14 protein-coding genes and 1 tRNA gene are annotated in these 11,671 nt (G+C 72.8%); 10 read left to right on the forward strand and 5 right to left on the reverse strand.

Translation table 11 applies throughout. The features are described from left to right. Nucleotides 1-457 precede the first annotated feature (457 nt). The 4 genes from IH61_RS0138790 to IH61_RS0138805 all read left to right on the forward strand — a co-directional run bounded on the left by IH61_RS0138790 (nt 458) and on the right by IH61_RS0138805 (nt 4,108). Nucleotides 458-1,084 (forward strand): DJ-1/PfpI family protein, encoded by a 627-nt coding sequence (locus IH61_RS0138790; protein WP_031078928.1) that lies wholly within the window; start codon nt 458-460, stop codon nt 1,082-1,084. After that, nucleotides 1,081-1,539 carry a MarR family winged helix-turn-helix transcriptional regulator gene (locus tag IH61_RS0138795; RefSeq protein ID WP_324607648.1) on the forward strand — a complete coding sequence of 153 codons (459 nt, stop codon included), beginning with the start codon at nt 1,081-1,083 and terminating at the stop codon, nt 1,537-1,539. The genes IH61_RS0138790 and IH61_RS0138795 overlap by 4 nt, the downstream gene beginning before the upstream one ends. Before the next feature lie 170 nt (nt 1,540-1,709). Then, entirely contained in the window at nt 1,710-2,198 is a 489-nt protein-coding gene (locus IH61_RS0138800) for a hypothetical protein (RefSeq protein ID WP_234327526.1), read from the forward strand. A 233-nt stretch (nt 2,199-2,431) separates the two neighbouring features. Further along, complete coding sequence (locus tag IH61_RS0138805; RefSeq protein WP_031078933.1) at nt 2,432-4,108, forward strand: alpha/beta hydrolase; 1,677 nt, start codon at nt 2,432-2,434, stop codon at nt 4,106-4,108. 207 nt (nt 4,109-4,315) lie between these two features. Here the strand turns inward: IH61_RS0138805 and IH61_RS0138810 are convergent, their stop codons facing one another. From IH61_RS0138810 to IH61_RS0138820, 3 genes are all read right to left on the reverse strand, one after another. Beyond that, nucleotides 4,316-5,011 (reverse strand): aspartate/glutamate racemase family protein, encoded by a 696-nt coding sequence (locus IH61_RS0138810; protein WP_031078935.1) that lies wholly within the window; start codon nt 5,009-5,011, stop codon nt 4,316-4,318. Between the two features lie 169 nt (nt 5,012-5,180). Further along, entirely contained in the window at nt 5,181-5,819 is a 639-nt protein-coding gene (locus IH61_RS0138815) for a hypothetical protein (RefSeq protein WP_037974001.1), read from the reverse strand. Between the two features lie 34 nt (nt 5,820-5,853). Then, nucleotides 5,854-6,318, reverse strand: coding sequence for a flavodoxin family protein (locus IH61_RS0138820; RefSeq protein WP_234327527.1), 465 nt, complete (start codon nt 6,316-6,318; stop codon nt 5,854-5,856). 87 nt (nt 6,319-6,405) lie between these two features. Between IH61_RS0138820 and IH61_RS0138825 the strand changes: the two genes are divergently transcribed. Next, nucleotides 6,406-6,930, forward strand: a complete 525-nt coding sequence (locus IH61_RS0138825) for a DinB family protein (RefSeq protein WP_031078941.1) — start codon at nt 6,406-6,408, stop codon at nt 6,928-6,930. Between the two features lie 151 nt (nt 6,931-7,081). After that, nucleotides 7,082-7,630: a GNAT family N-acetyltransferase gene (locus IH61_RS0138830; protein ID WP_031078943.1), complete on the forward strand. Its 549-nt coding sequence runs from the start codon at nt 7,082-7,084 to the stop codon at nt 7,628-7,630. Between the two features lie 58 nt (nt 7,631-7,688). Here the strand turns inward: IH61_RS0138830 and IH61_RS43695 are convergent, their stop codons facing one another. After that, nucleotides 7,689-8,510, reverse strand: coding sequence for a hypothetical protein (locus IH61_RS43695; RefSeq protein ID WP_158845847.1), 822 nt, complete (start codon nt 8,508-8,510; stop codon nt 7,689-7,691). A gap of 251 nt (nt 8,511-8,761) precedes the next feature. On the opposite strand from IH61_RS43695, the gene IH61_RS0138840 reads away from it, so the two are divergent. The 3 genes from IH61_RS0138840 (at nt 8,762) to IH61_RS0138850 (ending at nt 9,891) form a co-directional block, all read left to right on the forward strand. Beyond that, entirely contained in the window at nt 8,762-9,412 is a 651-nt protein-coding gene (locus tag IH61_RS0138840) for a DUF998 domain-containing protein (RefSeq protein ID WP_031078948.1), read from the forward strand. 71 nt (nt 9,413-9,483) lie between these two features. Then, nucleotides 9,484-9,702 carry a DUF4287 domain-containing protein gene (locus IH61_RS0138845; protein ID WP_031078950.1) on the forward strand — a complete coding sequence of 73 codons (219 nt, stop codon included), beginning with the start codon at nt 9,484-9,486 and terminating at the stop codon, nt 9,700-9,702. A gap of 115 nt (nt 9,703-9,817) precedes the next feature. Further along, a tRNA-Met gene (locus tag IH61_RS0138850) sits at nt 9,818-9,891 on the forward strand. A gap of 94 nt (nt 9,892-9,985) precedes the next feature. On the opposite strand, the gene IH61_RS0138855 is transcribed toward IH61_RS0138850, so the two are convergent. Continuing rightward, entirely contained in the window at nt 9,986-10,957 is a 972-nt protein-coding gene (locus IH61_RS0138855; RefSeq protein WP_063763356.1) for an NAD-dependent epimerase/dehydratase family protein, read from the reverse strand. 154 nt (nt 10,958-11,111) lie between these two features. On the opposite strand from IH61_RS0138855, the gene IH61_RS0138860 reads away from it, so the two are divergent. After that, the gene (locus IH61_RS0138860) at nt 11,112-11,654 is read left to right on the forward strand and encodes a HEAT repeat domain-containing protein (RefSeq protein ID WP_031078953.1); all 543 of its coding nucleotides are present in this window, start codon (nt 11,112-11,114) and stop codon (nt 11,652-11,654) included. The last annotated feature ends 17 nt before the right edge of the window (nt 11,655-11,671 follow it).

Genomic DNA, 11,671 nt, shown 5'->3' on the forward strand with positions numbered 1-11,671 from the left:
ACCCAAACCCCCACCCCAGCCAGCGCCCCGTGGCCGCGCGGGCGAAGCCACGCGCGGCCACACCAACCATGGCCCCTCGCCAGCGCAGGAGATCGGACGGGCCAACCCGCCGCCAACGCGGCCCCGATTCCGTGATCGCCTTGGGCGACACCCCGAACCAGTACGGAATCGTCAAGCGCCTGGAACAGGTCGACGACCATCCCGGGGAGACCCTGCAAGCCGCCCGCCGAAGCACAGGACGAGCTGTGGGCACCGATCAAGACCATGCGACACGCGATGCGCCAAGCCCCGGGCATGGCAGGTGAGTTCTAGCCGCAACACCGTGCCGGCCCTCGCTCAGGAGTAGCTGCCGAAACCTGTGGATCGCTGGCGGCGCGCCTCAGCTCTGCCGCCGGCCAAAGAGATTCCTCACAGCGAACACTTGACAGCATGCTGCCGAATTGACAGCATACTGTCCATGGAGACCAAGACAGTTCACGTTGCCGTGTACGACGCGCTGGCCGACTGGGAGGTGGGACACGCCATCGCCCACATCCGCGATGACGCCTACCAGCACACTCCGGGCCGCTACCGGATCGCGACCGTGGCGGAGAGTCCGGAGCCGGTGACCACCGCCGGCGGGGTGCGGATCCTCCCGGACATGATGCTGAGCGAGCTGGATCCCGCCGACTCCGCGATGCTGATCCTGCCGGGGGCTGCCACGTGGAACCTGCCCGGCGGCAATGCGGCCTTCGCCCGGGCGGCCAGGGTGTTCCTGGAAGCCGATGTGCCGGTGGCGGCGATCTGCGGGGCGACCTTCGGCCTTGCCCGTGAAGGCGTGCTCGACGAGCGCGACCACACCAGCGGGGCCGCGCAGTACCTGGCGGCTTCCGGGTACGCGGGTGGCGACCGCTATCGGGAGGCCGCCGCCGTCACCGACCGGAACCTGATCACTGCGGGTCCGACCGCGCCGGTGGAGTTCGCCCGCGAGGTCCTCGCGATGCTCGACGTCTACGAGCCCGCTGTTCTCGACGCCTGGTACCGGCTGTTCGCCCTGTCCGACCCCACCGCGTTCCCGGTGCTGATGGCGGCTGGTCCGCGGTGAACGATGCACTGCCGACGGACCCGGCCGCGCTGCTGTCCGGGACGGCGCCGACCGTGTTCCGTCTCAACGGGCAGTTCCTGGAGGTCTCCGAGAAGCTGGCCCGACCGGTCGGCCTGACCGCCGCGTGGTGGCAGGTGCTCGGCGCGGTGCTGCGCGAGCCGTTGCCGGTCGTCGAGATCGCCCGGGCGATGGGAATCACCCGGCAGAGCGTCCAACGCATCGCCGACCTGCTGGTCGACAAGGGCTTGGCGGAGTACCGGCCGAACCCTGCCCACGCCCGCGCCAAGCTGATGGCACCGACCACGGCCGGGCGGGAAGCCGTGGCCCGGATCCTCCCCGGCCATCGCGCCCTGGCGGAACGGCTCGCCCAGGAACTGGGCATCGACGGGTTCCAGCAGGCGATGTCGGCCCTGCAGCGACTGTCCGAGGCTTTGGAGGCCATCGATCAGGAGTGAGTCCCGCTGGCTCAGTTGAGCCACGATCCCGTCCAGCAGGGAGCCCTCCTTCGGCACAGGAAGTCGGCCCGTCCGACTTCCTGTGCTTCGAAGCGGTCTGCAGGGCTCCCCCGCCCGCGCCCTAGGGTTACCGGGTGGACATAGCGGCAGTAGCGATCGCAGTGACCGGCGTGGCGGGGACCCTCGGGGCCGCGCTGCTGACCCAGCGGGGCGCCGAACGGGCCAAGCGGCGCGAGTTGGAGCTCAACGAGGCGTTCCAGGAGGGCCGCGAGAACCTCGCACTGCGGCGTGGCTGCTACACCCGGCTCTACCGCAACGCACGCCAGTTCGCGACCGCGCTCAACCGGCACCTGCACGTCCTGCGCGACGGGACCCCCGGGGAGGAGGACACCCGGGCGCTGGAGGAGGCCAAGGACGCGCACCGCAACCACTGGTCCGAGACCCTGATGGTCGCGCCCGATTCCGTGATCGCCCCGGGCGACACGGCGAACCAGGCGCTCACCCGCGTGTACAGAATCGTCAAGCGCCTGGAACAGGGCGACGCGCGTCCCGGGGAGACCCTGCAAGCCGCCGCCGAGGCGCAGGACGAGCTGTGGGCACTGATCAAGACCATGCGACACGCGATGCGCCAAGACCTGGGCGTGGCAGGTGAGTTCTAGCCGACATTGCCGCGCATCGGCACTTTCCACCGCCGGTTCGGCGTTGACCCTGAAGCACCTGTGCCGTGAGGCCGTCCCCGGGACGGCCTCACGGCACAGGTGCTTCGCCTCGTCCCAGGCCAGGTGCTCCACCACGGCGAGTCCGGCCCTGGGACGGAAAAGGAAAGGCTGATCACAGAGGTTCTCCTCGGCCGACGCTCCGAGGCGGAACCCCACGTCGCAGAGGAGGCCACATGCCCGACCCCCAGCGCAGCCGCTCCGCTCCCGCCGCCCGACGGCCGCACGCCCTCCGGCGCGCCGCCGCGGCCGGCCTCGCCCTCGCGGCCTGTCTGACGGGGGCCACCGTCGCGGCCCTGCCCGCGCAGGCCGCGGAAGCGCCGGGAGCCCCGGGAGCCTCGGAAGGCTCGGAAGGCTCGGCATCCAACTCCCGGGGGCTCGACCGCTACTACGGGCAGCAACTCAACTGGCACAGCTGCGTCCTGGGCCCGAACGACCAGGACGGTGCCGCACTCGACCAGGCCGGTGCCCGCTGCGCGGAGGTCACCGTGCCGCTCGACTACGGAAACCCCGGCGGACGCACCGTCACCCTGGCGCTCTCCCGGATCAAGGCCACCGACACCCGCCACCGGATCGGCGCGCTGCTGCTCAACGACGGCGGCCCCGGCAGCCCGACACTCACCTCACCCCTTCGGGTGCACGCCGCCCTCAAGGAGACCGCCGCCCGTTTCGACATCGTCGGGCTGGACCCGCGCTTCGCCGGCCGGAGCGCCCAGATCGACTGCGGCTGGCCCGTCGGCTTCAGCATCCAGTCCTCCGGGACCGGCCGGGCGGGCTTCGAGCGCCAGGTCACCCTCCAGCGGGACCTCGCGGCCAAGTGCCGCTCGGCGGCCGGCGACCTGCTGCCGTACGCGGGCACCCGCAACACCGCCCGGGACCTGGACGTGGTCCGGGGCGCGCTCGGCGAACGGAGGATCTCCTACCTCGGCCTGTCCTACGGCACCTACCTCGGCACGGTGTACTCCCAGATGTTCCCCGGACGCCTCGACCGCACGGTCCTGGACAGCGCGCTGGACCCGCGCCGCGCCGGACCGGCCCTCGTCCCGAGCCAACTGCCCGGACTCGAGCACGCGTTCGCCGACTGGGCGGACTGGACGGCGGCCCGCCACAGCACGTACGGGCTCGGCCGCACCCGCGAGGAGGTGAGCGCCGGAATCCTTCGCACCGTGGAGACGGCCGCGAACCGCCCGCTCGTCATCGGCACCGGCACCGGCACCGGCACCGGCACTGGCACTGGCACTGGCACCGACGCCTTCCAACTCGACGACAGCCGGGTCCCGATGGTGTTCTTCGCGGGGCTCCAGAGCGACTCCGAGCCGGAACGGGCGGCCCTCGCCGAGCAGACGGCGATGCTCGCCCAGGCCGCGGCGGGCCTGCCCGTCACCCCGACCCCGCAGACCACCGCCCTGCTGCAGTTCCTGTTCAGCCCGCAGGGGTCGCCGACCGGCAGCGCCATGCAGGCCATCGCGTGCGCGGACGGCACCGCGTCCGGCGACCCCGAGCACTACTGGCGCGAGATCGAGCGCAGCCGCACCGAGAGCCCGCTGTTCGGCCCGCTCCTCGACAACATCACCCCCTGCGCCTTCTGGGACCGCCCGCGCGAGGCGCCCACCCAGGTGCGCCGCGACACCCAGGCGCTGATCGTCTCCGCCACCGGCGACCCCCGCACCCCGTACGGCGGCGCCGTCGCCCTGCACGGCATGCTGCCCAGCTCACGCCTGCTGACCCTCCAGGGCGCCAACCAGCACGGGCTGTACGGGATCTACGGCAACGCCTGCGTGGACGACACGGTCACCGCCTACCTCGCCTCCGGCCGCCTGCCGCAGACCGACCGGACCTGCACCCGCTCGTAACCGGTCCACCCGGTCCACCCGGTCCCGAGGCGGGGTCGGGCGGCGCGGGCCCGTGGACGCTCCACGGGCCCGCGCCGCCCCCGACGACCCCCGGCCGACCTTCCAGCCCCGCTTCACCCGAAGGCCGCAAGAAGCACCGGCCCAGGAAGTCGGCCCGTCCGACTTCCCGCGCCGCGCAACACCGTTCGCGAGGCCGAGGCCCAGCGATCACATGCCGTGCAGGGCCGCGCGCACGGCGGCCGCGGCGTGGAGCCGGGCGGTGGGGAAGACCGGAACGGGGCTGTCCTCGGAACCGATGAGCAACTCGATCTCGGTACAGCCCAGGATGACGCCCTCCGCACCGCCGACGACCAGGTCCGCGATGACCTCCCGGTAGGCGGCCCGCGACTCCTCCCGCACGATGCCCAGGCAGAGTTCCTCGTAGATCACCCGGTGGACGATCGCACGCCCCTCCGCGTCGGGGACGAGCACGTCGAGTCCGCCGGCCTCGAGGCGGCCCCGGTAGAAGTCCTGCTCCATGGTGAACGCGGTACCCAGCAGGCCGACCCTCCGCAGGCCGGACGCCCGTACGGCCTGCGCGGTGGCGTCGGCCAGGTGCAGCAGGGGGACGGAGATCGCCGCCTCGACGCGGTCGGCGACCTTGTGCATGGTGTTGGTGCAGATCAGCACCAGGTCCGCGCCGGCCGCTTCGAGCGCCCGCGCGGCCGCGGCCAGGATCTCGCCGGCCTCCGCCCAGCGGTCCTGGACCTGCAACTGTTCGATCTCCGCGAAGTCCACCGAGTAGAGCACGCACCGCGCCGAGTGGAGGCCGCCGAGGCGCTCCCGCGTGAGCTCGTTCACCAAGCGGTAGTACTCCGCCGTCGACTCCCAGCTCATCCCGCCGATCAGCCCGATCGTCCTCATCGCCACGCTCCTCTCCATAACCCATCAGGCATGATAGAGCCTAAGACATAAGGTTTACTTTGAGGTTTGCGCAGGAAGTCGGCCCCGCCGACTTCCTGCGCGCGGGGATCCATCACCCCGGTCACCGCGCCGTGATCCCGGTCCTCGGACCACAACTCCTCGCCATTTTCTAGCAGTAGCCGTCCACCTCGGCCCAGCCACGCGGCGCCAGGTTCGGCCACGGACGGCCCGCACTCTCGGCGGCGGCGGACCGCAGGAGGTCGAGGACCGTGCAGCCCGGGTAGCCCCGGAAGCTCGCGTGGACGCCCTCGCGGTAGTAGCAGCTCCAGTAGCTCACCACCCGCCGCTGCGTCCGGGCGAAGAACTCCGGGTTGTCCACGATGAACCGGCCATACATGCCAGCACCGGGCGCGTCGAGGTCGCGCAGCGCATCGCGGATGTCGACCAGGATCTCCAGGACGTACTCCCCGGCCAGCCGCACCACGTACGGTACGACCCACGGGTCCGCCGAACCGGCGACCTCGGCGAGGTGCCGCTGCCGCACCCGGCCGTCATGGTGCCGCGAGTACAGGCAGTGCAGCAGCTGCCTCTGCCGCCGCGACAGCGACTCCACCGCCCCGGCGACCGGTTCGCCGTTGTAGATCCGCTCGGGGATCGACACCTGCTCTCCCTGCACCACCACCGGGAACGAACCATGCGGCGCGAACCGCGAAGCGGGCATCACCGCGAGTACGGCCTCGGCATCGCCCGCGAGCTCAGCCGGGAACGCCGCGATCAACGACCGCTGACCATCAGTAAGTTGCTGCACGACCGAAGCATAGGCACGGGCCCCGCCCGCGCCGTCAGGATGTCCGCAGCCGCTCGGCGAACGCCCTGGCGGCGGCCAGGTCGTCGGTGTTCGGGTGCTGCCTGTTGAGGCCGCCGACGAGCCGGAAGGGGAGCCAGGTGTCGAGCGCCCGGCAGGTGAAAGTCCCGTCCACCGCATAGCCCTTGGCCTCGAGGAGCCGGACCGCGGGCCGGGTGAACGGCGCCGGTGGCATCTCCGGGAGCCCGCTGGTGGCGAACACGAACGCCCGGCCACTCCCCACAGGATCAAGCGACCGGACGAAGCCGGTCAGGCTCGGGTACATCCTGCCGTAGAGGACGCCCGAGCCGAACCCCACCAGGTCGGCGCCGGCCAGTTCGGCCGGGTCGGCCTGTTCGGGGGTGACGAGCTTCGCGTCCAGTACCGCAGCCATGGCCTCGGCGACCCGGCGCGTGTTGCCGTGCGACACGGAGGCGCACACGATGACGGTCCTCATCCTCATGATCGATCCCTTCTCCCGCCTTTTCGCTTCCGCAAGGACGACAGGGCAGCGGCGCCGGATGTGACACGCCCTGGGAGACTCTCCGCCATGACCACCTCCGCGCCCCTCCCCGAGCCGAACAAGCAACTCTCCGACCCCGGCACCCTCTTGCTGGACTACCTCGACTACTACCGCTCCGCGATCGGCGCCAGGATCGAGGGCCTGTCGGACGAGGACCTGCGCACGAGCCGCCTCCCCTCCGGCTGGACGATGCTCGAACTCCTGAAGCACCTGGTCCACATGGAGCAGCGCTGGCTGCGCTGGGGTTTCCGCGGCGAGCCCGTCCCGGCGCCCTGGGGCGACCGTGGCCCGGAGGACCGCTGGTACGTGGCCCCGCAGGAGAGCGCCGCCGAGCTCCTCACCGCCCTGCACGCGGGTGGCGAGTACACCCGGGCCGTCGCCTCGGAGGCGCCGCTGTCCGCCGTCGCCGCAGCCGGCGGCCGCTTCGCCGAGGACGGCGCGGAGCGCCCCACCCTGGGCTGGATCCTGTTCCACGTCCTCCAGGAGTACGCCCGCCACGCGGGCCACCTGGACATCGTCCGCGAGCTCACCGACGGCACCGTCGACAAGTGACACCCCCGCACAGGAAGTCGGCCCCGCCGACTTCCTGTGCAACGGCCCGTCCAGAACGCGGCTGGAACGCGGCTGGAATGCGACCGCTGACAGGTCCGCGTCCGGCAAACCGGTGGACAGCCCTCCCGCACGAGGGGGAGCATCGCCCGCGATGAACACCACACCCGGCTCCACCCCGAAGACCGTCCGCTTCGTCCTGCTCAGCGAGAAGGCGCTACGGGCTCTCGCCGACGGCGACCTCGCCGGTGCCGGCGCCGAAGCGGGGGTCGCCCTCGACGCGTACTTCGTCTCCGAGCGGGCCCGCTCGATGTTCGCCTACCGCGCCGACCAGCTCGCCCGGGACCCGTCCGCCGCGCCCTGGATCACCCGGGCCGTGGTGTCCGAGCCGGACGGAACCGTGGTCGGCGACGCCGGTTTCCACGGCCCGCCGGACGAGTCCGGAACGGTCGAGGTCGGCTACTGCATCGCCCCCGCCCATCGCCGCCAGGGCTACGCCCGCGCCGCCCTGCGCGCCCTGCTCCTGCGGGCCGCCGCCGAACCGGGCGTCCGAACCGTCCGGGCCACGATCAGCTCCGAGAACGCCGCCTCCCTCGCCACCATCGCCGGGTTCGGCTTCACCCGCGTCGGCGAGCGCGGCAACGAGGCCGAGGGCCTCGCCCACGTCTTCGAACTCCCGACCGACGCGATCCGCACCCGGTAGCGCGGCGGCTGCACGGCAGCGCGGTGGCACGGCAACCCGGCCGCGCGGCGCGCGACGGCTACCGGCCGGAGGCCCGCCAGATCAGGTACTGCCGGCGTACGTACGGGCGCGGGTCGCCCTCGACCCTGATCTGGTCGATCTCGACCAGTTCCTCCGCGGCCGCCACCGCGCCGAACCTCCCCCGCTCGCCCCCGTCACGCAGGCAGCGCCGGTCGGCCAGCGCGGCGCGGCGCAGCAGGTACTCGCGCCGTGCGGGCACCCGTCTCCTGGCGCGCGCCGACAGCGCCTCGACCTCTCGCTCCTCGCTCGCGAGGTCCGGCGCGTCCGCGTACGCCTTCTCCGGCGCGGGCGGGCCCTCCGCCGGTACGGCCCACGGGGCCCAGGGCGGCAGCTTCGGGAGCCCCCGCACCCGGAGCACCTCGTTGGCGAACTCCGGCTTCTCGACGGGCAGTCGCTGCTCCCCGAAGACCGCGAACAGTTCGGCCAGCGCCAGCGGGGGCACGCCCGAGGGCGTGTCCTCCTCGGTGACCGGGACCCTGCAGAGGAAGGGGCCCCAGAACCGGCCCTTCGGTTCGGTGAGGCGCAGCCGCAGGGTGAGGTGACGGCCGTCCCCGTCCTCCTCCTGGGCGAACTCCATCGCCAGCCCGTGCACGTCCACCCACGCGTAGCGGCGCGGCACCAGCCGCTTGACCAGGGTGATGCCGCTGTCGTCGGCGCGCAGCCAGAAGGTGTGGGGGGCCGCGCAGAACACGGCGACGCCGATCACGACCGGGATGAACACGACCAGGAAGGGGTCGACGGCCCGGGTGATGCCCAGGAGGCCCCCCGAGACGACCATCAGCGCGAAGGCCCCGCCGGCGACCTCGCTCCGCGTCCTCACGGACGACATCCGCACCGTACGCATCCCGCGCCCCTCCTCGTGTCCGTCTGCCCCCACGCTCTGCCCCCACGCTTCCGGCCCGCCCGACGCCGGGCAACCGGCACCCCGAAGCTGTGACACCCCCGTGACGGGGCTGCTCACACGCCGTCGAAAAAACTTTCTCCGAAATCGCCCCCGCCACCGATGAGTTTCGCCGGGCGCCCCGGTCTACCCCTGCGAAACGACCGAGACGCACCCCCGAGGAACCCGCGATGACGACCCAGAGCATCACCACCCCCGCCCTGCGCCTGAGCACCCGCGCACTGCTGGCGGCCGGCAGCGTCGCCGGCCCGCTGTTCCTGGGCGTCGGCGTGGCCCAGGGGCTGTCCCGCGAGGGCTTCGACTTCACCCGCAACGCGATCAGCCAACTCAGCCTGGGCGACCTGGGGTTGATCCAGGTGGCCGGCTTCCTCCTCACCGGGGCGCTGGTCCTCGCGGCCGCCGCGGGCCTGCGCCGCGCACTGTCGGGTACGGCCGGGGGCCGCTGGGCGCCGCGCCTGATCGGGGTGTTCGGGGCGTCGTTCCTCCTCGCCGGCGTCTTCAAGGCCGACGCGGGCGCCGGCTTCCCGGCGGGCACCCCCGACACCCCGGACGCCGCCGCCTCGATGAGCTGGCACGGCGGGGTCCACATGGTCAGCGGCATGGTGGGCTACCTGGCGCTGTGCGCGGCGTTCTTCGTGCTGGCCCGCCACTTCGCGGCCGCCGGCCGGCGCGGCTGGGCCGTGGCCTGCCGCGTGGTCCCGCTCGCCGTGCTCGCGGGGTTCGCCGCCTCCGCCTCGACCGTGCTGGCCTTCACCCTGGGGGCGGGCCTGGGCCTGCTGGCGCTGGCGGCCGTGACCGCGCACCTGGCCAACCGGAACTGACGACCACTAGCCTCAGCAGCCGCCAGGACCACCAAGATCATCAAAATCACCAAGGAAGCAGGACCCCGCTCATGAGCACGCCGACCAAGGGCCCCGCCAGCTACTTCCCCTCCATCGAGAAGAAGTACGGCCGCCCGATCGCGCAGTGGCAGGACCTCATCCGCGCCTCGCCCCTGGCCAAGCACTCCGAGCTGGTCGCCTGGCTCAAGACCGAGCACGGCCTCGGCCACGGGCACGCCAACGCCCTCGTCGCCCACACCCTCGCCGAGGCCAAGGCCGACGGCCGGTAGCCGGAGGCGCACGTCCAGCCCGGAGGCGCACCTCCCCTCGTACTCCTGGTTCCACCGCCCGCGATCAACCGATTTCCCTTCCGCCACCCCAGTGCCGTACAGTCAGGTTTACCGACGCGGGGTGGAGCAGCTCGGTAGCTCGCTGGGCTCATAACCCAGAGGTCGCAGGTTCAAATCCTGTCCCCGCTACTGACGAAGGCCGGGTCGACGCACAGCGCAAGCTGCGTCGGCCCGGCCTTTCTCGTCGGGCCATCCTCGCCGGCCCGAACTCGTCAGCCCGAACTCACCGGCCCGAACTCACCGGGCCGCTCTCGTCGCAGGCCGCCGAGCGCGTGCGCCCCGCAGGAGCGGCCGTCCCCGCCCGGTGGTCCGGGTACCGCGGGGTCCAGCCCAGGTCGCGGGCGGCCTTCGCGTTCGAGACCCGCAGCGTCGTGTCCAGCATCAGGTCGCCCAGGTAGGGCACCGCCGCGCGCAGCGCCCATCCCGGCAGCCGCAGGCCGGGCCTGCCCCGCCGGGCGGCCGCCGCGAGTTCCCCGAAGCGGGCCGGCCGGTCGTCCACGAGGTTGTACGCCTCGCCCGCGCGGCCGTGTTCCAGCGCGGCGAGGGTGCCGGACACGGCGTCGTCCACGTGGATCCACGACATGACGCCGCCGCCGTTCAGCGGCACGGGCATCGGCCGGCTGCCCGGCGTCGGGTCGAACCAGGTGCCGGGGCCGTAGAACAGGCCGTACCGCAGCGCCGTCCCGTCCACGTGGTCCGCGGCGAAGAGCCGGTCCTCGGCCTCGACCAGGCCCGTGATCACATGATCGGAGACGGAGCCGCGCCGGACGCCGAACGGGTCCTCCTCCGTGACGGACCGCTCCCCGTGGTCGTGGTACCCGTAGCCGAGCACCAGGGACTGGGTGAGGAAGCGCCGCGCCCCCAGCACCCCCGCCGCCTCCAGCAGGTTGGCCGACCCCAGCGAGCGCAGCACGTTGGTCGGGTTGTCCTCCGTGAGCCTGCGCGAGGGCGCCTTCATCGCGGTCAGCTGGTGGATCACCGCGTCGGCCGCCAGCCCGTCCACGGCCTTCAACAGCCCGTCCCGGTCCAGCGCGTCCGCCCGCACGGGTACGGCCCCGGCCGCGCGCGCCGCCTGCGCGGACCCCTCGGAGCGGGCGAGCGCCAGGACGGAGTACCCCGCCCCGACCAGCGCCCGCGTCATCGGGGCGCCGACCGCCCCGGTCGCGCCCGCCAGAAGCACCGTCCTCGCACTCATCCCAGCCTCCCGATCCGGGCCCCATCGGCCCCTAACCCGTGCGGACACAGAAAGGACAGGACAGCCTCCCGAAACGTGACACGCCCTCCTCCGGATCGACCGACCCTCCCGAAATCCCTTTGCCCTCCCGGCAGTTACGCCCGACACTCGGGCCATGCTCGGATTCCCCCGCACCGACACCGAATCCCTCGTCGCCTACCTGGGCGACCCCCAGCGCACCGTCGGCGCCTACTGGGCGCTGCTGCAGCGCGGCGAGGACGCCCTCGACGCCATCCGCGCCGGCCTGTCCCATCCGGACGCCGCCGTCCGCGAGGGCTGCTGCCGCCTCCTCGACCACCTGGTCGACACCGATTCGATGGACCTGCTCATCGCCATGGCCGACGACCCGGACGCCAAGGTCCGGATCTCCGCCCTCCACGCCCTGGCCTGCGACCGCTGCAAGGGCGACACCTGCGCCCCCGGCGCCGACCTCGTCCTCGCCCCCGCCCTGCGCCACCTGGCCACCGACCCCGACCCGCAGGTCCGGCTGCGGGCCGCCGAACTCGTCGGCAAGTTCGCCCACGGCGACGACCGTGCCCTCGCCGCCCTGCGCGCCTCCCACACCGAGGACCCCTCCCCGGCCGTCCGCAAGAAGGTGTCCTGGTACCTCCCCGGCGGGACGATCTACGAGCGCACGGCCCCGCGCCCGCTCCGGTAGGGCCCCGACCCCCGACC

It is taken from the genome of Streptomyces sp. NRRL WC-3742, from assembly GCF_000720635.1.
GTDB lineage: Bacteria > Actinomycetota > Actinomycetes > Streptomycetales > Streptomycetaceae > Kitasatospora.

Bases quoted from the DNA above. Each gene is read 5' to 3' on its own strand.
- IH61_RS0138790 (WP_031078928.1), top strand. From the start codon at position 458: ATGGAGACCAAGACAGTTCACGTTGCCGTGTACGACGCGCTGGCCGAC.
- IH61_RS0138805 (WP_031078933.1), top strand. From the start codon at position 2,432: ATGCCCGACCCCCAGCGCAGCCGCTCCGCTCCCGCCGCCCGACGGCCG.
- IH61_RS0138810 (WP_031078935.1), bottom strand. From the start codon at position 5,011: ATGAGGACGATCGGGCTGATCGGCGGGATGAGCTGGGAGTCGACGGCG.
- IH61_RS0138820 (WP_234327527.1), bottom strand. From the start codon at position 6,318: ATGAGGATGAGGACCGTCATCGTGTGCGCCTCCGTGTCGCACGGCAAC.
- IH61_RS0138825 (WP_031078941.1), top strand. From the start codon at position 6,406: ATGACCACCTCCGCGCCCCTCCCCGAGCCGAACAAGCAACTCTCCGAC.
- IH61_RS0138830 (WP_031078943.1), top strand. From the start codon at position 7,082: ATGAACACCACACCCGGCTCCACCCCGAAGACCGTCCGCTTCGTCCTG.
- IH61_RS0138840 (WP_031078948.1), top strand. From the start codon at position 8,762: ATGACGACCCAGAGCATCACCACCCCCGCCCTGCGCCTGAGCACCCGC.
- IH61_RS0138845 (WP_031078950.1), top strand. From the start codon at position 9,484: ATGAGCACGCCGACCAAGGGCCCCGCCAGCTACTTCCCCTCCATCGAG.
- IH61_RS0138855 (WP_063763356.1), bottom strand. From the start codon at position 10,957: ATGAGTGCGAGGACGGTGCTTCTGGCGGGCGCGACCGGGGCGGTCGGC.
- IH61_RS0138860 (WP_031078953.1), top strand. From the start codon at position 11,112: ATGCTCGGATTCCCCCGCACCGACACCGAATCCCTCGTCGCCTACCTG.